The organism is Desulfurispirillum indicum S5 (genome assembly GCF_000177635.2).
Lineage (GTDB): Bacteria > Chrysiogenota > Chrysiogenetes > Chrysiogenales > Chrysiogenaceae > Desulfurispirillum > Desulfurispirillum indicum.
This window is the reverse complement of the sequence record NC_014836.1, coordinates 2,603,486-2,625,122: the sequence shown is the minus strand read 5'-3', so window position 1 is coordinate 2,625,122 and position 21,637 is coordinate 2,603,486. Positions and strand designations below refer to the sequence as shown.

The following is a 21,637-nucleotide window of genomic DNA, read 5'->3' as shown; positions in this document are numbered from 1 at the left end:
TGGTGGAGCGAAGGGGCCTTACTGTTGTCATGCTGAGTTATTGGCAAATGGGATGTTTGCTTGAGTGGACTCACTCGATAACAAACCCTGCAGAGTCGTGAGTACCCGTAATGGAAAAGCCATGCTGCCGGAAGAATCCCTGGTCTGATGAAGCAGCTGTACCTGCAGGCGAAGCAGATAATTCTGCGTGTTCCTTCAGGTGAAGGCAGCAGGAAAGCCGGATGCGGGAAATCCGCATGTCCGGTTTGAGGAGGGGGAGCAGGGTGAAACCTGCTCTCTACTCTACCGGTAAAAAACACCCTCTGCGGTTTTATCCTCCTGCCTTTCCTTGGCGACTTTGCGCCTTGGCGAGAGGCATGTTTTTCTCTCTTTTCCGTACCCCCGCTCCCCTGCATTCATCTGCGTTAATCGGCGTTCATCTGTGGTAAACCCTCTTACTGGCTGCTCATACTGGAAGTTATTCGCGTCCATTTGCGTTCATTCGCGGTAAAAAACACCCTCTGCGGTTTTATCCTCCTGCCTTTCCTTGGCGACTTTGCGCCTTGGCGAGAGGTATGTCTTTCTCTCTTTTTCCGTGCCTTCCGTGTTTTCCGTGGTTCAATCTCTCCCTGCCTTTTCCTCTCTCTCTATTCTCCAGCCCCTATCCCCCAGCTTCAGCACGCTTCCCATTTCTGGTCTTCCCTGCCGCGCAGGGCGTTGACGGCTTTGCGCAGGCTTTCCAGCAGGTATTCCACGTCTTCGAGGGAGTGGGTGTAGTGGATGCTGACGCGCAACCAGGCGGGTTTGCGGGCGAGGTCGTGGTCGTCGGGCATGTTCAGCAGGTCGTGGCCGTAGGGGCCGGCGCAGCTGCAGCCGGGGCGGGTTTCGATGCGGTAGAGTTCGGAGAGGTGTTCGCAGAGGCTGTAGGGGCTGACGCCTTCAAAGTTGAGGGCGAAGGTGCTGATGCGCGGGATGTCCTGGGCGGGGCCGTAGATGGTGTGGCTGCCGATATTTCCCAGGCCTTCCAGGAAGACGCTGCTGAGGTTGTTTTTGCGTTGTTCCATGAAGGCGAAGCCCACTTCGTTGCGCAGCTGGTAGGCAAAGCTGGCGCGCAGGAGTTGCAGGATGCCGGGGGTTCCGGCGTCTTCGCGCTGCTCCAGGTTTTCCACAAAATCGTGCTGCTGGCGGGAGACGTATCCCACGGTTCCGCCTCCACCGAAGGTGGGGGGCAGGCTGGTGTCCACCAGGGTACGGCGGATGGCCAGCAGTCCGCAGCTGCCGGGGCCGCCCAGCAGTTTGTGGGGCGAGAGGAAGGCGGCGTCATAGAGGCTGTTGTCGATGTTCATGTAGGGCGAAGATGCGGCCATATCGAAGCATACCAGGCCCTGGTGCTGGCGGATGATGCGCGAGACTTCTTCCCAGGGCAGCAGGTCGCCGCTGACGTTGGAGGCGGTGGAGAAGGAGCCGATGATCTGACGGTGGGCGTGGCGGGCGGCTTCGGCGCGCAGAGTGTCCAGGTTGATGGTGCCCTGGGCGTTCAGGGGAATGCGGATGACGGTGGCGCCGGTTTCCCGCAGGCTGATTTCGTTGGAGTGGTGTTCCTGGGGGCCGATGAGAAAGACGGGCAGCTGCTCGGGGTCAATGGCAATGCCCAGGCGTTTGCGGGTGGCGGGGGGAATGTAGATGCCCAGCAGTTCCTGAAACTTCTTCATGGCGGCGGTGGAGCCATTGCCGCAGGGCAGCAGGGCAAACTCGTTGTTGATGCCGAGGAAATCCTTGAGGCGCGAGCGAGCCACATCGTAGCGCGACGAGGTGAGGGCTGCCGAGCGGGCGATTTTGGAGTGGGTATTGGCGTAGTCCTGCATCGCCTCGGCGATGCGCTCCTCGATGGGCTGGTAGCCAAGGCCTGTAGCTGTGAAGTCGAAGTAGTAGGTATCGGGGGCTTTTATGACATTCTGGCGAAGCTCCTGGAAGGGGTGCTCCGATGGCAGAAGGCGGCGGAAGAGGTTTTTCATAAGTATCCATCACGCTGTTTTTTTGGAAGGGTTTTACACAAGAGCCACCAAGGCTCAAAGGAAGGCAATGTTTCATGACCGTTCGCTGTACTTTTTGCGCGTTCAAAAAGTACCGGAGCCATGCAGTTACATTTTGTCCCTGCGCAAATTCGCCCGAGACAGAATCTTGAGTAAACCGTCAATGATGGTAGACATTCTCGGGTTTACTCACTATACTGCACTCCTTAAAACAGGTCAAAACACTTTTCAGGAGGTTTGCATGGATGTCCAGGGTCGCTACCGTCGCAATGTGCAATTGCCCCAGATCGGCGAGGCGGGGCAGCGCAGGCTGCTGGATTCGCGGGTGCTGGTGATTGGTGCCGGGGGTCTTGGTTCGCCGGTTTCCATGTATCTGGCGGCGGCGGGTGTGGGGCACCTTGGCATTGCCGATGCGGATGTGGTGGATATTTCCAATCTGCAGCGGCAGATTCTCCATGGCACGCCCGATCTGGATACGCCCAAGGTGTTCTCGGCGCGCGCCCGTCTGCGCAATATCAATCCCGATGTGGATGTGAAGGTGTACCACCAGTGGATTACGCCGGAGAATATCGCCGAGGTGATGGAGCCCTACGACTTTGTGGTGGAGGCGACGGACAATATCCACGTGAAGTTTCTGGTGAATGATGCCTGTGTGCTGGTGGGGCAGCCCTTTTCCCACGGGGGTATCCGGGAGTTTACGGGCCAGACGCTGACGGTGAATCCCGGCCAGACGGCCTGTCTGCGCTGTCTCTTTCCTGAAGCGCCGGCGCGCGAAGAGAAGCGGGTGGAGCTGGGGGTGCTGGGTTCGGTGGCGGGTATGCTGGGCACGATTCAGGCGACGGAAGCCATCAAGTACCTCACCGGTGCCGGTGAGCCTCTCTATAATACGCTGCTGGGCTTTGATGCCCTGGTGATGCACTTCCGGAAGACGAAAATCAGCAGAGATCCCCACTGTCCCCTGTGCGGCGAGAGTCCGAAGATCAGGACTTTTGAACAGCTGGCAGCAGCGTTCTGATCTGCTTGAGCAGGTCGGCGGGGTTGGTGATATCGAAACGGCAGCAGTGGAAGATCTTGTACTCCTGCAGCTTCTGCTTTTTCAGCTTTTCCATGGGGTCGGAGTCGATGACAAAGACGGGGTGAAAGAGGTTCTTTGAGCGCAGGGTCTTGATGAACGCGCTCCAGGTGAAGTCGCACCTGCGTTCTTTGGCGGTGACCAGGTTGTCGAATATGACAAAGCAGTCTTCATTTTCCTCAAGAAAATCCAGTATTTCCCGTTCATCGCTGAGGTAGTGCTTGCGGTAGCGCTGCTCGAATTCCTCGTTGTTGTAATAGGTGGAGCTGCGGTCGCCGATGATGACGACGTCGCGGCGCTCCTGGGCGGCAGCCTGCAGGGTGGCTTCGGCTGAGGGTTGCTGGGTGCGCTCCATCAGGTTTTCGGATTCCAGGTTGCTGATGTTGGCGGCGCGGCAGAAGCGGGCAAAGTGCTGCATCAGCGAGCTGTCCACCAGGTAGGGATACTGGGAGACGTAGGGCACGTTCTTGGACTTTTCCGTAAAGAATTCCAGGCCACAGAAGCGGTTAAAGCTCTTGATGTGGGCGACGCGGGCCAGCACCTTGACGCTGGTGCGCGGCAGCAGGTCGATGCCGGGCAGGGTGAACTCCAGGTAGACCACATCGTTGATATCCAGGGTCATGGTGGCAAAGGACATGAAAAAGAGGCCGCCTTCCGAGATGTCATAGGCCTTGCCGTCATAGTCAAAGGCCTTGACCTGGCCCTGGCTGTGGGCCAGCTCGGTTTTGGAGATGTTCTTCAGGGAGCAGCGGATATTGTACTGGGATATGCGCACCCGGAAGACTTTGCGGCGCTCGTTGCGGTGCACCTTGGTGGGCAGGTGGACGCTGATGATGTCATTTTCGCGGTCAACGGCGGCTATGGTGGTGGAGCAGTAGAACATGACCCCGTCCACGGAGAAGAAGAGCATGATGGGGTTGCTCCTGAATACCGGTGTGCGGGGAAAGACGTACTCGATTTTCAGGATGTGCTCCGCGCTGTCCAGCTCAGCCATGGCGGAGCTGCGGAAGGGCGCTTCCTTGCCCAGTTTGCGGTATCCGTCATAGGCATCGGTATCCCCCAGAAACACGTCAAGGGGCTCGTTGCGTTCAACGGCTCTGGTGAAGAGTTCCAGTATCTGGGGGGAGACGCTCTCCTGGGAGCGTTTACCGAAGAGTTTTTTCAGCACTGCTATTCACCTGCAGGGAGTTCCTGTCCTTCTGCCCAGAAGGGGAGTCTGAGCGAAACCAGTCGCTCGTGTTCAGATATCGCGCTCAGCGTGATTTCGCCGTAAGCGGAAGATGTGGTTATGGCTGCTGGCAGCATTTCCGGCCATTCGACAACGGCGATGGCATCTTCAAGCATTTCGTCTATACCGCTGTGGTAAAAGTCGTCTTCGCTGTGGAGGCGGTAGAGGTCGCAGTGACACAGCGAGTGGGGCGAAGCTTCATAGTGCTGGGCGATGGAGTAGGTGGGTGAGGTCACCGTATCGGGGTCTATGCCGAGCCCGCGGGCAATGCCCTTGACCAGGGTGGTTTTGCCCGCGCCGAGCTGTCCTTTCAGGCCGATGATGATCGGGCCTGGAATCCTCGAAGCGATTGTTTCGCCCAGGGAAAAGGTATCATCCTCGCTACTGGTTGTCACCTTTATTTCCGTTGTCATAGGCAATTGCTCTCATTATATCGGTAGTGCTGACGATTCCCTGGACGCGGTTGCCCTCATCCACAACGGGAACCATGTGAACGTGGCTTTCCGAAAGAATGCCGGCCACTTTGGCGATATCCGTCTGGGGATCGACGGTGACCACTTTGCGGGTCATGGCTTCGGCCACCTGCACGGCAGAGATCTTGCCCAGCTCGTGGTTGTACTCTTCGGTGTTTTCCAGGTAGATGATGGCGTCAAAGAGGTTGATCATGCGGGGCAGTTTCAGCTCCTTGATGGTGTCGATGATATCCTTTTTGGTGATGATGCCCACCAGCTTGCCGCTGGCATCCAGAACCGGCGCGCCGGAAATGTCCTTTTCCAGAAAGAGGCGGGCGGTATCCTTGATGGAGTGGTCGGGGGCAACGCAGATGGGGCTGGTGCTCATGATATCCTTGGCTGTGGTCATGGGAACTCCTTTGGGAATGTTTGCGTGTCAATGTACCAGGAGGTTGATGGCAGAGGCAAATACCAGCAGTGCGAAGAACCTGCGGAAGAGGCTGAGATTGACCTTTCCCAGGAGGTGAATGCCCAGTGGAGCGGCTGCCATGGCTCCAATGGCAATCACGATTGCAATATCATAACGAATCAGCGGAAGTCCAGTGATACTTTGCCCCAGCAGGTAGCCGAAAACTCCCATCAGGGAGTTGAAAAAAATCATGGTGCTGGAGGTGCCCACGCACTTGCGCAAGGAGATGTGGCACCACTGGTTGAAGGCCGGCACACTGAAAAATCCGCCGCCCACGCCGAAGGTGGAGGTGATCAGCCCGGTAAAGGCGGAGATGGGGAAGACGCGTCGCCAGTCCAGGATATCTTCACCGTCCACATACTCCGGCTTGCCCGCCGATGCCATCAGGCGGTAGCCCACGTAGAACAGCAGCAGGGCAAAGGAGATCTTCAGGAGAGCTGCGGGCAGCAGGGTGCCGAACTGGGAGCCGATAAAGGCGCCGATCAGCCCACTGACCAGGGCGCGCCTGAGCAGGGGCAGGTGGACGTTGTGGGCGCGCAGATTGGCCAGGCTGCTGGAGATGGAGCTGAGGAGAACCACCAGCAGGCTGGTGGCAATGGCGACCCGGATGAAGTCATCGCCATTGCCCGTCAGCCAGGGCAGCATGAAGGTCAGAACCGGAACATAGATAATCCCGCCGCCGATGCCCAGCAGGGCCGCCAGAAAGCCTGTGATGGCGCCGAGGGCCAGAAACAAGGGTATCAGGGCGGGGTCAAAACTCATACAACCTCTTCAGGCTTTTCCTGCAGCTTCTTCAAGTGTGGCTCAATATACCTGGGCCGCCAATAGACCAGCAGGAGGGAAGCCACGAAGATGGAGGAATAGGTCCCCACAATAATGCCCACCAGCAGGGTAAAGGCAAAGCCATTGATCACTTCCCCGCCGAAGAAGTAGAGAACTGCGACAACAATCAGGGTCGTACCACTGGTGAGTATGGTACGGGAGAGGGTTTCGGTGATGGAGGTGTTGATAATGGAGATAATGCTCGGCTTTTCTTTTCCTTCCGGGATATAGAGGTTTTCCCGGATGCGGTCAAAGACCACAATCGTGTCGTTAAGAGAGTAGCCAATGACGGTCAGTATGGCAGCCAGTACCGGCAATGAGAAGGTTACACCCGCCAGGCTGAAGATTCCGAGGGTGATGACGACATCGTGCACCAGGGCGATAACCGCTGCCACGCCGAAATTCAGCTCGTAGCGCCACCAGATATAGGCAACGATGGCTAATAGGGCGTAGAGGATGGCGTAGGTTCCCTGCTCACGCAGTTCACCTCCCACCCGGGGGCCGACGGTCTCGATGCGCAGTACATCCATCTGATCACCGTACTGGGCGCTGAGGGTCTCGCGAATCAGGGAAATGAGCTCCATGGCTGCTGCGCTTTCGTCGCTGATGATGGGAGCGCGTACCAGGATTTCGCGGTCGGAGCCAAAGTGCTGAATCGTACTGTCCCCCAACCCTACGGCAGAAAGATGACTGCGAATCTCCTCTATGACTGGTGGCTGCTGGAACTCCAGCTGCACCAGGGCACCGCCGGTGAAGTCGATACCGAAGTTCAGGCCACGCGTTCCCATGGAGATAAGTGCAATGGCGACGAGAATGGCTGACACCGCGACGGCGTAGGTGCGCAGCCGCATAAAGGGGATGTAATAGAAACGAAGTCGCATGGTTCCTCCCCTATATACTGAGTTTACGGATGGGTTTATAGACAAGTATCAGTTCGTAAATGGCCCGCGTACACAGAATGGCGGTGAACATGCTGGCCAGGATGCCAATGCTCAGGGTTACTGCAAAGCCCTTGATAGGTCCAGTCCCAAATTGGAAGAGAATCACTGCCACAATCAGGGTGGTGATATTGGCGTCAAGAATGGTGCTGAACGCTTTGGCGTAACCCTCTTCAATGGCCAGGCGCGGTGAAGCTCCCCGACGCAATTCCTCCCGGATGCGTTCAAAGATCAGCACGTTGGCATCCACGGCGATACCGATGGTCAGAATAATACCCGCTATGCCCGGCAGGGTGAGAGTGGCGCCGAAATAGGCCAGCAGACCCATCAGGATAATCAGATTCATCAGCAGAGCCATGTTGGCCAGCAGGCCGGAGAGTCGGTAGTAGGCCACCATGAACAGCAGAACGAGGGCCATGCCAATGGTGACAGAGAGAATGCCCTTGTCGATGGAGTCCTGCCCCAGGGTTGGCCCCACGGTGCGGTTCTCCACGATGTCAACGGGGGCGGGCAGGCTGCCTGAGCGCAGCACAATGCTGAGATCCGTGGCCTGTTCCATGGTGAACTGGCCGCTGATGGAGGCCTGTCCCGAAGGAATGCGCTCGTTGATGACCGGGGCGGAGTGCACATGGCCGTCTAGCACGATGGCCAGACGTCTGCCCACGTTCCTGCCGGTGACATCGGCGAACAGGCGTGCTCCTTCGCCATCCAGGGTGATGGAGACGTAGGGCGTATTGAACTGGGGGTCAAAGCGCACCCGCGCGTCCAGCAGGCGGTCACCGGTGAAGATGACGTCGCGGTAGAGGACAAAGGGGGTGCGGTCCACTTCGGTGTTGGTCTGGGGGTCCATGTGGCGCTGGTAGAGAACCTCGGAGTTCTCGGGCAGGAAGCCGTCCAGGGCGTCCCGGGTCGAGACGTTCTCGTTTACCAGGCGGAACTCCAGCATGGCGGTGCGGCCGATGAGCTCCACCGCGCGATCCACGTCTTCAACGCCGGGCAGTTCAATGATGATGCGCCGGTCGCCCTGCTTCTGCACGGTGGGTTCACTGACGCCGAACTGGTCGATACGGTTGCGAATGGTCTCAAGGGCCTGGCCTACGGCCAGCTCCTTGATCTCTTCGATATCGTAGGTGGTGTACCCATAGACGAGCAGCTCCGGCTGCTCGTCCTGGAGTTCAAGCTGACCATAGCGGCGTTGCATCAGGCGTTTGAATTCGGCCTTTTCCTCCGCGTAGGGCACGGGTATCAGAATCTGCATGCCACGGCGCTGGATGGTGCCGATGACCAGGTGCTGCTGCTGTGCTTCCAGGCGCAGGGCGTTGGTCATGGCGTCCAGTTTGCGCTCGACGGCCTGCTCGGTGTCGACGTCAAGGGCCAGGTGCATGCCGCCCTGCAGATCGAGGCCAAGGGCGATCTTTTCGTTCAGCGGGGTGGCCAGGTGAATGCAGAAGCCGATAACGGCAGCGATGAGCAGGAGTTTGGCTATAAGCTTGCCATCCATACTCCGCGCTCTTACTCAGCGGTACGCTGGGCTTTGCGCACCACTTCCGCCACGTTCATGCGGCGCAGCTTGGCTTCCATGTTCTGTCCCAGCTTGACAAAGATCACTTCGGGTTCAACGCGGGTGACATGGCCGTAGAATCCACCCAGGGTGACGATTTCATCGCCCACCTGCAGGTTGTTCACCATGTCCTGGTGCTTTTTGCGTTGCTTGCGCTGGGGGGCAATGATCAGGAACCAGAAAATCGCGAACATGAGGATGAGGGGAATGAGTGCGGAAAAGCCTTCCATAGTAAATGCTCCTTGTGTTTTTTCACAAAAATTGTTGATAACCCTGGGGGTTTTTGTTGGTAATGCTGTGGAAAACGTCTGTCCTCGCAGCCTCCGCTGGGAGTGCCCTCTTTTTAGGCTCGCAGCGCAACTATTTGTATGTAAATCACTTGTAAATGTCAAGCTGCTGGTTTTTCCAGCGGTTCCAGGTTCCGTCAGCAATGGCGGCGCGCGCGCCTGCCATTAACTGCAGGTAGTAGTGGATATTGTGGAGTGTGTTCAGCCGAAGCCCCAGTATTTCGCCGCACTGGTAGAGGTGGCGCAGGTATCCCCGCGAGAAGTTGCGGCAGGTATAGCAGGAACACTGGCTGTCCAGGGGCTCGTGATCCTCGGCGTAACGGGCATTCTTGATGTTGACCTTGCCTGTCGAGGTGAACAGGGTGCCGTTGCGGGCATTGCGCGTAGGCATGACACAGTCAAACATGTCCACGCCGCGATCGATGCACTGGATCAGATCGACCGGTGTTCCCACGCCCATGAGGTAGCGCGGACGATCAGCGGGCATGGCTGGCGCGATGTGCTCCACCACCTCGTACATTTTTTCCGGTGGTTCGCCGACGCTGAGGCCGCCGATGGCGTAGCCGGGAAAGTCCATCTCCACTAAAGCCGACAGGGATTGTAGGCGCAAATCAGGGTAAAGTCCACCTTGAATGATGCCAAAAAGCGCCTGTTGCTGACGGTTTGTCCAGGCTGTTCTGCTGCGGGACGCCCAGCGCAGGGTCATGGCCAGGCTCTTCTCGATATAGCCGCGGTCGGCGGTGCTGGGCGGGCATTCGTCGAAGACCATCATGATGTCAGAGCCCAGTGCCTGCTGTATTTCCAGGGATTTCTCGGGGCTGATGAAGTGTCTGCTGCCGTCGATGTGGCTGCGGAATTCCACGCCCTCTTCGGTGATTTTGCGCAGGCTGCCCAGGCTGAAGACCTGGTAGCCGCCGCTGTCGGTGAGGATGGGCTTGGGCCAGTTCATGAATCCGTGCAGGCCGCCGAAGCGCTTGACCAGCTCGTGGCCGGGGCGCAGGTACAGGTGGTAGGTGTTGCCGAGGATGATCTGGGCCTGGGCCTCATCCAGCTCGCGGGGCGAGAGGGCTTTGACGGTGGCCTGGGTGCCGACGGGCATGAAGATGGGGGTGTGTATGGTTCCGTGCCTGGTGGTGACGGTTCCAGCGCGGGCCTGCCCGCAGGTGTGTTTCAGCTGAAAAGAAAGAGACTGCATAATGTGTGGCACCGGTTTGCGTTGAGCTGTTGAAGGCGCCCACTATAGTACACTGGGAGCGCGGATGCAAGGCAGACCGGTGAGCATCCGGCGAAGGTGCGAGGGGCATTCCGGTGCCGGGGGAGTCTGGCTTCTGGCTGTGCGTGTGGCCCGGTTGTGGTGCAGTCGGTTGTATCATTTGATAACGGCGTTATATTTTTGCGAGAGCCGTTCTATATCCTTTTTTTTTACCGAAGTTTGAGTTTTGGCGATGGGCGATATTTCCGCAGGTAACTGTGTAAAAATAATGATTGACAACGTTTACATTTTCAACTATTGTCGAGGAACAATAAAAAGCAGTTCTATTTCGCCTGGCTGATGAGTTTCATTATGTCCGAGCAGATTGCGCTATTTATGGTGTGATCTGATTGGGCGGGGCAGGCTATTCGCTGTTGCTTTCCGAGGGGAACGTCGTTCCGTTTCTGGCTCAGCGTTTTCTTGTCACCTTACCGCACGATGCGGCGTATGTCGCGTGTGCGCTCCCGTGCTTTTCCGGTTTGCTGCTCCTCTGGGTGCTGGTCGTTTCCACGGCTGCGCCTGGGTTTGATTTGCAATCCGTTGAGTGGGGGGAAGTTTCCTATCATCAATCTCATTAAGGATGGCTGCAATGTCCAAGACCAAAGTCCGACCTTCGTTAAAAAATCCTTTTGCTCCACCTGAAGTCATCGACTTCAACATTCCAGGCGAAGTAGCCAGCGCCAAGACCGGCCCCTATGAAGAGGCCATGAAAGAAGGCTACGAGCTTATTCAACGTCCCATCAAATCCGTTTCCATCGGCCAGATCGAAAAGCAGCATTTCAAAAAGCGCATGACCGTGTGGGAGCGCATTCGGGTGCTCACGGATCAGGAGCCCAATATCCTCTACCAGAACTGGGGCAAGAACCTTGATGGCGCTTCCCTGGTCACGGGGATTCTGAATATCGGTGGCCGGGATGTGGCCGTATACGGTCACGACTTCACGGTACGCGCCGGTTCCATGGATGCCACCAATGGCAACAAGCTGGCCCGCCTGTTTTACATGGCTGGCGAAAAGGGGATTCCCCTGATCGGCATGAACGACAGTGCCGGTGCTTTCGTTCCGGCCGGCGTGGGTGGTCTGGACGGCTATGCTGAAGCCTTCACCGCCCTGCGCAAGATCAGTGGTGTGGTTCCCAGTATCATGTGCATGTTCGGCTTTAACGCTGGTGGCGGCAGCTACCTGCCCCGTCAGGGCAGCTTTGTCATCCAACCCAATGACACCTTTTTCGGCCTGACGGGCCCCGGTGTTGTGAAATCGGTTCTGGGTGAGGACATTACCCCTGAAGAGCTGGGTGGGCCTCAGGTTCACGGCCAGTCCGGCGTCGCGGATATCACCGTTGCCGATGAAGTGGCCGCCCTGCGCCGCGCCGTGCGTCTGCTCAGCTACATTCCCGACAACAACAGCGTGATGGCACCCTTCCAGCCCACCAGCGACCCCCTGGAGCGCAAGACCTGGGAGATCAATACCCTGCTGAAAAAGGCGTTCAATTCGCCAACCGGTTTCAATACTCCCTTTGACGTCTCCATCATCATTCAGCAGATCTGCGACTTTGGCGACTTTATCGAGCTGCAGCCCGATCGCGCCCGCTGCGTGATCACGGCTTTCGGTCGCCTGGGTGGCAATGTGGTGGGCTTCTGTGCCAATAACAGTGCGGTGGCTTCCGGTCAGATCGACGTGGACGCTGCTCTGAAGATTGCCCGCTTTATCCGCTTCTGCAATATCTACAATATTCCCGTGATCTTCATGGAAGACACCACCGGCTTCCTGCCCGGCCGCGAGCAGGAATCCCGCGGTATTGTGCAGGCGGGCCGCTCCATGCTGGACTCCATCGTTGACCTGCGCACTCCGCGTATTCTGCTGATCCTGCGCAATGCCTTCGGCGGTGCCTATGCCTCCTACAACAACTATCCCACCGGTGCCGACCTGGTTCTGGCCCTGCCCACGACGCGCCTGGCGGTTATGGGCCCTGCCGGTAAGGAATTTGTCTATAAGGATGAGGTTCGCAAGCTGCGCGCTGCGGTTGCCGGCAAGATCAAGCAGGGCACCCAGGAGCGTATTGCTGCCGGAATGGACGGCGCGCTGGCCAAGCGCGATGCGGAAAAAGAGGTGAACGACTGGCTGCGGGCTGAGGAAGCTCTCCTGAACCAGCGCTATGAGAAGGAGCTCATGAATCCCAAAGAGGGCCTGGCCCTGGGATCAATCTCCTCCATTGTCATGCCTACGGATCTGCGCAAGGTGCTGGGTGAGAATCTGAACTTCTTCCTGCGCCACTACAAGCCTTCGCCCATGCAGTGTGTGCAGCGCGAATTCCACTGATGGCCTCTTCTCTTACCAAGCAACGACACTGAACAGGGAGATACAGATTCATGGCAAAAAAAGTCGACTACTATAAAAAGAATCCACTGATCCACCGGGATCGTCGCCTGAGCAAATCGTCATCCAAGTGGGTGCGCTCCTTTTCCTGTGAGGATCTGCGGCCTCTGATCGTCTGCCGCGGCCCCATCCGCAAGGAGGCCATGGATGTCTACGAGGAGATGGGCATCAACCACTACGGTATCCTGCTCTCCGAGAAGGACTCCATCGTCTATCCAAACGCGCTGGCTCCCGAGCTGCGCCAGCTGACCGACCCCAGCCGGGTGCACCGCGTTCCCGACTACACTGGCGCCAGCAAGGAAGAGCGGGTTGAGCGCATCAATCAGATCATCCAGATCGCCAAGGACAACAACTACGACTCCATCTTTGCCGGATACGGCTTCATGGCGGAAGACGAGGAGTTCGTCGCGGCCATTGAAAAGGCGGGCCTGAACTTCATCGGCCCCAACTCCATCACCCAGGCCCGCGCCGGGAAAAAGGACGAAGCCAAGCGTACGGCGCTGGAAGTGAACGTCAGCGTTACGCCTGGTATTGATGATGTCACCGTCCGCACTCTGCTCAAAAAGCACCCCACCCGCGAAAGTCTGCTGGCCCTGGTAAAGAGCGAAGGCCTCAGCTGTGACGAGAAGATTCTTGGCGACAGCAAGGTTTCGCTGGAGTCGCTGGCAAACCACATTCTCTTCGCCTCTTATGCCAAGGGCATCGACCTCTTCAGCATCGATGAGCTGTGTGCTCAGGTGCAGGTGGAAGTCACCGAGATGTTCCGCAAGTACCCCCGCAGCCGCGTGCGCCTCAAAGCCATCGGCGGTGGTGGCGGTAAGGGGCAGCGCATCCTGGGCGCCTCGCTGCTGGTGGCCAAAGAGGTAACCGAGGAGGCTATCGCCAAAGCGGCGGCAGAAGCTCCCGGTCTGGTGCGCGAAGTCCTCAACGAGGTAAAAGCCAATGGCGTGGGCGACAATAAGAACGTCCTCGTGGAGCTGAATATCGAGCAGACCCGCCACAATGAAATTCAGCTGCTGGGCAACGGCGAGTGGTGCGTCTCCCTGGGTGGTCGCGACTGCTCCGTGCAGATGCACGAGCAGAAGCTGCTGGAGGTTTCCGTTACCAAGGAGGGGCTGGAGGCCGCCATTGAAAGGGCCCGTGCCGCCGGTAACGAAAAAGAGGTCAAGTCTCTCCAGAACGACCTCACCATCCTCGGACGCATGGAAGAGGAAGGGGCGCGCTTTGGTCAGGCCGTTGGCCTCGACTCCGCCTCCACCTTTGAGTGCATTGTGGATCGCGACCGTCACTACTTCATGGAGGTCAACACCCGCATCCAGGTGGAACACCGGGTTACCGAGCTGTGCTACAGCCTGAAATTCACGAACCCTGACGACCCCAACGACTTCTTTGTCGTGGAGTCGCTGGTGGAAGCCATGGCGCTGCTGGCCAGGCATAAGAAACGTGTCCCCAAGCCCGAACGCATCAAACGTTTCGGCGCTTCCGCTGAAGCTCGCCTGAACGCGACCGATGCCTCGCTCTCACCCCACGCCGGTGGTATTATCCGCTACTGGTCGCCCCCCATTGAGGGCGAGGTGCGCGATGACCAGGGGATCTGCCTGAATAACCCCGACACCGATGTGTTCATGACCTACACCGTAGCCGGTGCCTATGACTCCAACATTGCCCTGCTGCTGACCAAGGGAGAGAATCGCCTGGAGAGCTATCAGTACCTCTCCCGCGTCCTGCGCAAGACCAAACTGCGCGGCACCAACCTGGCGACGAACCTGCAGTTCCACTATGGCCTGGTGAACTGGTTTATTGCCAATGGCGTCAACTCCAAGCCCACGACGCGCTTTGTAGTGCCCTACCTGACCCTGGTGGGAACCCTCAAGGAAGAGGCCAACAAGCTTGATCCGGTTACGGCTTTCCTGCAGATGAAGAAGCACTACGCGGCCAGGATTGGCGAGATGTTCGCCGATGAGCCGGAAGCACAGGCCGCAGAGCTGAAGAATATCTCCAATATCCTGGATCGCAAAGGCACGCTCCTGACCCGCCCCATGGAAGTTCTGCTGGATGACCCCCACCTGCTGGCGGGCTGGTTGAGCCTCAACAAAGACAACTTCCGTCTGGAAGGTGGTCGCGTGGTCTGGCTGCGAAATCCGCTGGTCATTCTGGATGAGACCTACGAGTACCTGAATATGTCCTACGACCCCAAGGCACCTGCCGCAGAAATCATCTGGGATCATGACAACAAGGTACTGCAGGATGCCCTGGCCTTTTATTCCGAGCTGCGCAAGCGTCTGAAGCTCGGTAAGGAGGACTTCTTTAAAATCAATGAGCTGCTGCAGAGTGAAAAGGCGCCCAAGGGCTTTGACGACAGCACCTGGCAGCAAGTGCGCTCGGCGCACTTCGGTTACGAAGCCGGTGTGGAGATACTGGGAACCCTCTTCCTGATTGGAGATCGCACAAAGTTTTATGACTTCTGTGTCGATGAGGACATGGATATCATTATCCCTGAGCACCTCAATGACCCTGACCTGCAGGCTCGCATGAAGAAGATTCTGGTTCCGCCTCCCGCCACCAAGGCAGACGAGATCGTCTCGCCCTGCGGCGGCATGTACTATGCCCAGGAGGCTCCCGGCATGCCCCAGTTCATCAAAGAGGGTGACCACTTTGAAAAGGGACAGCCACTGTTTATCATTGAAGTTATGAAGATGTTCAACAAGATCACCGCGCCCTTCTCGGGAACCGTTGACAAGATCCTCATTGAAGGTGGTGAAGGGGTGATCGTGACCAAAGGGCAGCCGCTCTTCAAGATCACGCCCGACGAGAAGTTTGTGGAAGTTGATCCAAAGGAGCTGGAGAAGCAGCGCCGCGAGTGCACCATTGAGTACCTGAAAGCGGTTCTCAGCTAAGGGAAGTGTTTTGCAGGCCCCGCAGCCAGAGGCTGCGGGGCCTTTTGCGTGTGCGGGCAGGTATCCGGATGTGATGCGGGGTGTGTGAAACCCGGTTGCATCCGCATGGAGACCATTGGCACCTGGATGCGCTGAATAAATATTCTGTCGTTTGGGGTGCCTCTCGTGTCATTCGCGGGAGAATAGTGCAGCTGGGGTGAATGTCTCCCGATGCCGCCGTGAAAGGGCGTTGACAGCTTTTCCCGCTTTTGGATATAAAACTATAACTGCTTTTTATTCACTAAAACGCGCCAACGCCTTTTGGTGCGGTTTTGTGTGTTCAGCCCGGCGAGATCAGCGAAATTGCGCAGAGAAAACTGGATTTTCCTGAAAGTGTTTTATTTTCAAGGGCCAGGTCTCTGTCGCTCTGGCGTGATCACGGCGGGCTGTTTGTCATCAGCCACGCGGAGCGCATTTTACGAAAAACCCAGGAGTGTATATTTATGAGCGAATTTCCCCACAAAAGTCTGCAGGACTGGGAAAGCCTGGCCAAGAAGGAGTGCAAGAAGGAGAGTCTGGATCATCTGACCTGGCGCACTCCGGAGAATATTGACATGAAACCCCTCTGGACCGCCGAGGACATGGAGGGAGTACAGCATACCAATACCCTGCCGGGATTCGCTCCCTACATTCGCGGTCCACGCGCCACCATGTATACCGGGCGTCCCTGGACCATTCGCCAGTACGCGGGTTTTTCAACGGCGGAGGAGTCCAACGCATTTTATAAGCGGAATCTGGCGGCAGGTCAGCAGGGCCTTTCCGTCGCCTTTGACCTGGCGACCCACCGGGGGTACGATTCCGATCATCCCCGCGTGGTGGGCGATGTGGGCAAAGCCGGAGTAGCCATTGATTCCGTGGAAGATATGAAGATTCTCTTCGGCGATATCCCCCTGGATCAGGTTTCCGTCTCCATGACTATGAATGGCGCGGTGCTGCCGATTCTGGCAGGCTACATCGTGGCCGCTGAAGAGCAGGGCGTCACCCAGGAGCAGCTGGCGGGAACCATTCAGAATGACATTCTCAAGGAATTCATGGTCCGCAACACCTATATTTATCCCCCTGAACCCTCCATGCGCATTATTGCCGATATTATCGAGTACACCTCCCAATACATGCCCCGCTTCAACTCTATCTCCATCTCCGGATACCATATTCAGGAGGCGGGAGCCAATGCCGTGCAGGAGCTGGCCTTCACCCTGGCCGATGGTCTGGAGTATGTGCGCTGCGCCCTTGGCAAAGGGCTGGATGTGGACGCCTTCGCGCCACGCCTCTCCTTCTTCTTCGCCATCGGCATGAATTTTTACACTGAAGTCGCCAAGCTGCGCGCTGCCCGCTTCCTGTGGGCCAAGCTCATGCAGCAGTTCAATCCAAAAAATCCCCAGTCATCGGCCCTGCGCACCCACTGCCAGACTTCGGGCTGGTCGCTGACCGAGCAGGACCCCTACAACAACGTTATCCGCACTACCATCGAGGCCATGGCGGCGGTCATGGGCGGCACCCAGTCCCTGCACACCAATGCCCTGGACGAAGCCATTGCCCTGCCCACTGACCACTCGGCCCGCATTGCCCGCAATACCCAGCTTATCATTCAGGAAGAGAGCAATGTCTGCCGCATCGTTGACCCCTGGGCCGGCTCCTATATGATGGAAAACCTGACCCAGAAGCTCATCGATGAAGCCATGGCGCTGATCAACGAAATTGAGCGCATGGGTGGCATGACCAAGGCCGTTGAATCGGGCATGCCCAAGCTGCAGATCGAAGAGACCGCTGCCCGCAAGCAGGCCCGCATCGACCGTGCTGAAGACGTCATCGTCGGTGTCAATAAATACCGCGTGGCGGAGGAAGATCCCATTGAAGTTCTGGACATCGACAACACCGCCGTGCGTCAGTCCCAGATCAAGCGCCTCGAAGCCATCCGCGCCAGCCGCGACAGCGCAGCGGTGCAAAAGGCCCTGGACGCCCTGACCCAGGCCGCCACCGACAACAGTGGCAACCTGCTGGATCTTGCCGTACAGGCTACCCGCGTGCGTGCCACGGTGGGCGAAATCTCCGACGCCCTGGAAACAGTCTACGGACGCCACAATGCCCATACCCAGATGATCTCTGGCGTCTACGGCAGCTCCTATGAGGGTGACACCATGTTTGCAGAACTGCAGAAAGCGACAGAAGAATTCGCCCGTAAGCATGGCCGCCGTCCCCGCATCCTGGTTGCCAAAATGGGTCAGGATGGACATGATCGCGGTGCCAAGGTCGTTGCCACCGGCCTGGCCGACATCGGCTTTGACGTGGACATGGGGCCGCTGTTCCAGACCCCCGAAGAGAGTGCAAAAATGGCTGTGGAAAACGACGTGCACGTGGTAGCCGTTTCCAGCCTGGCCGCCGGACACAAAACCCTGGTGCCCCAGCTGGCCGCCGAGTTGAAAAAACTGGGCGCAGACGATATCATCATCGTCGTGGGTGGCGTCATCCCCCGCAAGGACTACGATGACCTCTACGCCGCCGGAGCCAGCTGCATTTTCGGACCGGGCACCAAAATCACCGATTCGGCCAAGCGCATCCTGGAAGTCCTGGATAAGCAGTAACGCAACCGGTCTTTGCTTTCGCCCACAATGGAAATCATCAACATGCCCCGGTGAAAACCGGGGCTGTTCTATCTCGACACCGAGAAACCCCAAGGGGGTGGGTGGTAACCTCGCTTTTGAGCCTTTGCCTGGCACGAAGCGGGTGGCACCATCTTTGGCAACAGAGAATCGTGTGTAACCATTCACGGTCTCGCAGCTGTATTTCAGCAAGAGCGCCTGTGTTCCGAGAGCGAGCCTGGATGGCGAACGACGGAGATTCGAGCCACGGACGAACGCGAGTGTCTCCGGGAGGAATGCGGGCGCGAGTGCTGCTACACCGTGAAGAGTTACAATCGTGTAAAGTGACAACAGGAGAATCATGACACCCCAGCAAATCATTGAGGGCATCCACCAGGGTAAACTGCGCGCCCTGGCCAAAGCCATAACCCTCATAGAAAGCCAGCGTCCCGAAGACCAGCAGCGGGCGGCCGCCATCCTGGAGGAGCTGCTGCCGCGCACGGGACGCAGCCTGCGCATTGGCATCAGTGGCGTGCCTGGCGCCGGTAAGAGCACCTTTATCGAAGCCTTCGGCATGTACCTGCTGCAGCAGGGCAAAAAGGTGGCCGTGCTGGCCGTGGACCCCTCCTCCCAGATCAGTGGCGGCAGTATCCTGGGCGACAAGACCCGCATGGAGCTGCTGTCGCGGGAGACCAATGCCTTTATCCGCCCTTCCCCCTCCGGCGATACCCTGGGCGGCGTGGCCCGCAAAACCCGCGAATCCATGCTGCTGTGCGAAGCCTACGGCTTTGATGTGATCATTGTGGAAACCGTGGGAGTGGGCCAGTCGGAGACCGCCGTGGCTGCCATGGTGGACTTCTTTTTGCTTCTGCAGCTGCCCAATGCCGGGGATGAACTGCAGGGCATCAAAAAAGGCGTTATGGAAATAGCCGACGGCATCCTCATCAACAAAGCCGATGGCGACAACCGCCCTCGCGCTGAACTGGCAGGGCGCCAGATTGAAAATGCCCTGCACATCATGAAGCCCAAAAGCGCCAACTGGCAGGTTCCCGTCCACCTGGTCAGCGCTCTGAAGAAAGAAGGCATGGGAACCGTCTGGCAGATGCTGGAAACCTATCGTGAGGCCATGAGTGAAACGGGGGAATTCGAGGAAAAGCGCCGTCGCCAGGCCGTGGACTGGATGTGGAGCACCGTGATGGAGAGCCTGAAGTACAGCTTTCACCACCACCCCAAAGTGGCAGCCCTCCTGCCCCAGATTCAGCAAAGTGTGGCCGAAGGCGTGACGACGCCCGGAATGGCGGCCAAAAGGCTCCTGGAAACGTTCAAGCGCCACTGACGAGCTTTCCTTCAGCAAGCTGCAAAATTGACTGAGGCGGCGGGATATATCCAACGGGCTGTGTGGCTTCTTTTCTGACGAGCGAAACCGGTGCAGATATGCTACTATCGCTCAGGAATAACTCTCATTACTGGATCAGAGGTGGAAAATGAAAGCAGAAGTACTGAAAGCCATGCAGGAAATCGGCAAGCCAGCTTCCGCAGGGGAAGTCGTCAAGCACTCCGGCCTGGATCGCGCCGTGGTGGATAAGGCCTTCAAGGAGCTCAAGGCAGAAGGTGCCATTGTCTCGCCCGTTCGTTGCAAGTGGGAACCGGCCAAGAAGTGATGTTTTCAGCGGTGGCGGGGTGTGTTCATGACACCCTGCCATGCGCTCCCTTGAGTATCCAGAAAGTGGAATCCGTGGTATAGATACGGGTGTTCCGGATGCGGGAAAAAGGAGGGTGCATGGAGAAGACCAGGGGGCAGCTGGAAGCGCAGATCAGCGATGCGGTCATCCGCTTCGAAAAGGAGTATATGGGGCGTGGTCCCCTGGAGACCAAAACCTATATTCTGGACGATCTGGTGGTGGTGCGCCTCAAAGGGGTGCTGACCCGGGCCGAGTGCCAGCTTGCCGAGTCCACCGATGCTTATAATGGGCGCGATCTGATCAAGCGCATGCGTCATGCCCTGCTGGAAAAGGGACGGCCAATGCTGGATGCGATTATCCATGATATTCTCGGCACGCGGGTCAAGAGTCTGCATACGGATCTGAGCACCATAACCGGCGAGCGCATCATCATTTTTTCCCTTGAATCCCGGCCCGAGGCGTTGCCGGAGTAAACTGCGTATTTTCCTTGACAATCTGCCTGAATATCTTTATCAATTCTGTTTTGACATGAGTCGCAAATGGCCTGCGGGCAAGTTGCGATATGCCATGGGCCTTTGCCGGTGGTTCGTGTCTTCAGAGAAATAGCCTGAGTCAGATGGAACGTCACCGCATGGTGTAGGTAATCTCAAAGGGGCTGTCAGCATGTGTGCTGGCGGCCCCTTTTTCTTTTCAGGCTGCTCTATCAAAATCTTTACAGGAGTGTTCAATGGCGAAAAAGGCTGCGTCCAAGTCAAGTGATTCAAAAACCCTGGTCGGTATTCTGACCGGAAGTCCCAATGATCTGCCCAAGGTTATCAAGGTTCAGGAGACTCTGACCGAGCTGGGAATTCACAGCGAGGTGGTTATTGCTTCCGCCCACCGGACTCCGGCCAAGGTGTTCGCCTATATCGACCGCGCCCACGCCGAGGGAGTTGAAGTGCTGATCGGCTGCGCTGGTGTGGCCGCCCACCTGGCGGGTGTCATTGCTGGCCATACGCGCCTTCCCGTCATTGGCCTGCCCCTGGGCAATGGTCCTCTCAGCGGCTGGGACAGCCTGCTTTCCACCGTGCAAATGCCTCCAGGGGTTCCCGTGGCAACGGTTGCCGTGGATGGAACGCGCAACGCGGCCATTCTGGCGGCGCGCATTCTGGCCATCAAGTACCCCGCCATTGACAAGGCACTGGCCAAGCTGGCTGAGGAAGATCGCAAGCGCTACGACCAGACAGCCGAAGAAGCGCTGGCAGCTGTAAGCAAAGGGTAATATTCCGTCAGCAATACTTGCAGCAGTGCACCAGGAGGTTATTGCAAGATGAAAGATATTGAAGGATTTATCTCCGGATTCAAACGTTTCCAGAATACCTGGCTAGGTTCCGACAAAACCCTCTTCGATGAATTGCGGGAAGGACAGAGCCCGAAAGCCATGCTCATCGGCTGCAGCGATTCCCGCGTTGATCCGGCCATTCTCACCGACTGTCTGCCGGGGGAGCTGTTCATTGTACGCAACGTGGCGAACCTGGTTCCTCCCTGCCGGCCCGACGAAGGTCACCACGGGGTCAGTGCGGCGCTGGAATATGCCGTGTGCCACCTGAATGTGGAGCACATCATTGTGCTGGGCCACTCCCAGTGCGGAGGCATCAAGGGGCTGATGGATGGCATCTGCGAGTGCAGCAAGCAGAGTTTCATCGGCAGCTGGGTCGGGATTGCCCAGGCCGCCAAGGAGAAGGTGCTGAAGGAGCTGAGTCACAAACCTGTGGAGGTGCAGAACCAGGCCTGTGAAAAAGCGGCTATCCTGCTCTCCCTGGAAAACCTGCTGAGTTTTCCATGGATAAAGGAGCGGGTGGAAAACGGCTCCCTGGAACTGCACGGCTGGTATTTCGACCTGCAGGCGGGCACCCTTTCGGGCTTGTCTCAGGAGACCGGGAACTTTATCCCGCTGGCCTGAAACCTCCCCTGAAGAGTGCATCACCGGCAGA

At 57.6% G+C, this 21,637-nt stretch carries 18 protein-coding genes; 9 read left to right on the top strand and 9 right to left on the bottom strand.

Features of this window, described 5'->3' with window-relative positions:
- Positions 1 to 653: 653 nt before the first annotated feature.
- The gene (locus tag SELIN_RS12250; RefSeq protein WP_013506961.1) at positions 654 to 1,994 is read right to left on the bottom strand and encodes an aminotransferase class V-fold PLP-dependent enzyme; all 1,341 of its coding nucleotides are present in this window, start codon (positions 1,992 to 1,994) and stop codon (positions 654 to 656) included.
- Positions 1,995 to 2,253: 259 nt separating this feature from the next.
- Here SELIN_RS12250 and SELIN_RS12245 point away from each other — a divergent pair, with 259 nt between their 5' ends.
- Positions 2,254 to 3,027 (top strand): HesA/MoeB/ThiF family protein, encoded by a 774-nt coding sequence (locus tag SELIN_RS12245; RefSeq protein WP_013506960.1) that lies wholly within the window; start codon positions 2,254 to 2,256, stop codon positions 3,025 to 3,027.
- Here the strand turns inward: SELIN_RS12245 and SELIN_RS12240 are convergent.
- The 8 genes from SELIN_RS12240 to tgt form a co-directional block, all read right to left on the bottom strand.
- Positions 2,993 to 4,252 (bottom strand): PilZ domain-containing protein, encoded by a 1,260-nt coding sequence (locus tag SELIN_RS12240; RefSeq protein WP_013506959.1) that lies wholly within the window; start codon positions 4,250 to 4,252, stop codon positions 2,993 to 2,995. The genes SELIN_RS12245 and SELIN_RS12240 overlap by 35 nt on opposite strands.
- A 2-nt stretch (positions 4,253 to 4,254) precedes the next feature.
- Positions 4,255 to 4,707, bottom strand: coding sequence for a tRNA (adenosine(37)-N6)-threonylcarbamoyltransferase complex ATPase subunit type 1 TsaE (gene tsaE, locus SELIN_RS12235; protein WP_049871144.1), 453 nt, complete (start codon positions 4,705 to 4,707; stop codon positions 4,255 to 4,257).
- The gene (locus tag SELIN_RS12230) at positions 4,694 to 5,173 is read right to left on the bottom strand and encodes a CBS domain-containing protein (RefSeq protein ID WP_013506957.1); all 480 of its coding nucleotides are present in this window, start codon (positions 5,171 to 5,173) and stop codon (positions 4,694 to 4,696) included. Before SELIN_RS12230 ends, tsaE begins: the two co-directional genes overlap by 14 nt.
- Positions 5,174 to 5,200: 27 nt before the next feature.
- Positions 5,201 to 5,995, bottom strand: coding sequence for a sulfite exporter TauE/SafE family protein (locus SELIN_RS12225; protein WP_013506956.1), 795 nt, complete (start codon positions 5,993 to 5,995; stop codon positions 5,201 to 5,203).
- A complete protein-coding gene (gene secF, locus SELIN_RS12220; RefSeq protein ID WP_013506955.1) occupies positions 5,992 to 6,936 on the bottom strand; it encodes a protein translocase subunit SecF in 945 nt (314 codons plus the stop codon). The genes SELIN_RS12225 and secF overlap by 4 nt, the downstream gene beginning before the upstream one ends.
- Before the next feature lie 10 nt (positions 6,937 to 6,946).
- Complete coding sequence (gene secD, locus SELIN_RS12215) at positions 6,947 to 8,494, bottom strand: protein translocase subunit SecD (protein WP_013506954.1); 1,548 nt, start codon at positions 8,492 to 8,494, stop codon at positions 6,947 to 6,949.
- Positions 8,495 to 8,505: 11 nt separating this feature from the next.
- A complete protein-coding gene (yajC, locus tag SELIN_RS12210; protein WP_013506953.1) occupies positions 8,506 to 8,784 on the bottom strand; it encodes a preprotein translocase subunit YajC in 279 nt (92 codons plus the stop codon).
- 145 nt (positions 8,785 to 8,929) lie between these two features.
- Positions 8,930 to 10,036, bottom strand: coding sequence for a tRNA guanosine(34) transglycosylase Tgt (tgt, locus tag SELIN_RS12205; protein ID WP_013506952.1), 1,107 nt, complete (start codon positions 10,034 to 10,036; stop codon positions 8,930 to 8,932).
- A 646-nt stretch (positions 10,037 to 10,682) separates the two neighbouring features.
- Here tgt and SELIN_RS12200 point away from each other — a divergent pair.
- The 8 genes from SELIN_RS12200 to SELIN_RS12165 all read left to right on the top strand — a co-directional run bounded on the left by SELIN_RS12200 (position 10,683) and on the right by SELIN_RS12165 (position 21,606).
- Positions 10,683 to 12,410, top strand: a complete 1,728-nt coding sequence (locus SELIN_RS12200) for an acyl-CoA carboxylase subunit beta (protein WP_013506951.1) — start codon at positions 10,683 to 10,685, stop codon at positions 12,408 to 12,410.
- A gap of 50 nt (positions 12,411 to 12,460) precedes the next feature.
- On the top strand, positions 12,461 to 15,364 hold the full coding sequence (locus SELIN_RS12195) for a biotin/lipoyl-containing protein (RefSeq protein WP_013506950.1): 2,904 nt from the start codon (positions 12,461 to 12,463) through the stop codon (positions 15,362 to 15,364).
- Between the two features lie 482 nt (positions 15,365 to 15,846).
- Positions 15,847 to 17,985, top strand: a complete 2,139-nt coding sequence (scpA, locus tag SELIN_RS12190) for a methylmalonyl-CoA mutase (protein WP_013506949.1) — start codon at positions 15,847 to 15,849, stop codon at positions 17,983 to 17,985.
- Between the two features lie 358 nt (positions 17,986 to 18,343).
- A complete protein-coding gene (meaB, locus tag SELIN_RS12185; RefSeq protein WP_013506948.1) occupies positions 18,344 to 19,318 on the top strand; it encodes a methylmalonyl Co-A mutase-associated GTPase MeaB in 975 nt (324 codons plus the stop codon).
- Between the two features lie 148 nt (positions 19,319 to 19,466).
- Complete coding sequence (locus tag SELIN_RS12180; protein ID WP_013506947.1) at positions 19,467 to 19,643, top strand: hypothetical protein; 177 nt, start codon at positions 19,467 to 19,469, stop codon at positions 19,641 to 19,643.
- 119 nt (positions 19,644 to 19,762) lie between these two features.
- Positions 19,763 to 20,137 carry a Na-translocating system protein MpsC family protein gene (locus tag SELIN_RS12175; RefSeq protein ID WP_013506946.1) on the top strand — a complete coding sequence of 125 codons (375 nt, stop codon included), beginning with the start codon at positions 19,763 to 19,765 and terminating at the stop codon, positions 20,135 to 20,137.
- Positions 20,138 to 20,391: 254 nt separating this feature from the next.
- The gene (purE, locus tag SELIN_RS12170; protein WP_013506945.1) at positions 20,392 to 20,925 is read left to right on the top strand and encodes a 5-(carboxyamino)imidazole ribonucleotide mutase; all 534 of its coding nucleotides are present in this window, start codon (positions 20,392 to 20,394) and stop codon (positions 20,923 to 20,925) included.
- 48 nt (positions 20,926 to 20,973) lie between these two features.
- On the top strand, positions 20,974 to 21,606 hold the full coding sequence (locus SELIN_RS12165) for a carbonic anhydrase (RefSeq protein ID WP_013506944.1): 633 nt from the start codon (positions 20,974 to 20,976) through the stop codon (positions 21,604 to 21,606).
- Positions 21,607 to 21,637: the final 31 nt, after the last annotated feature.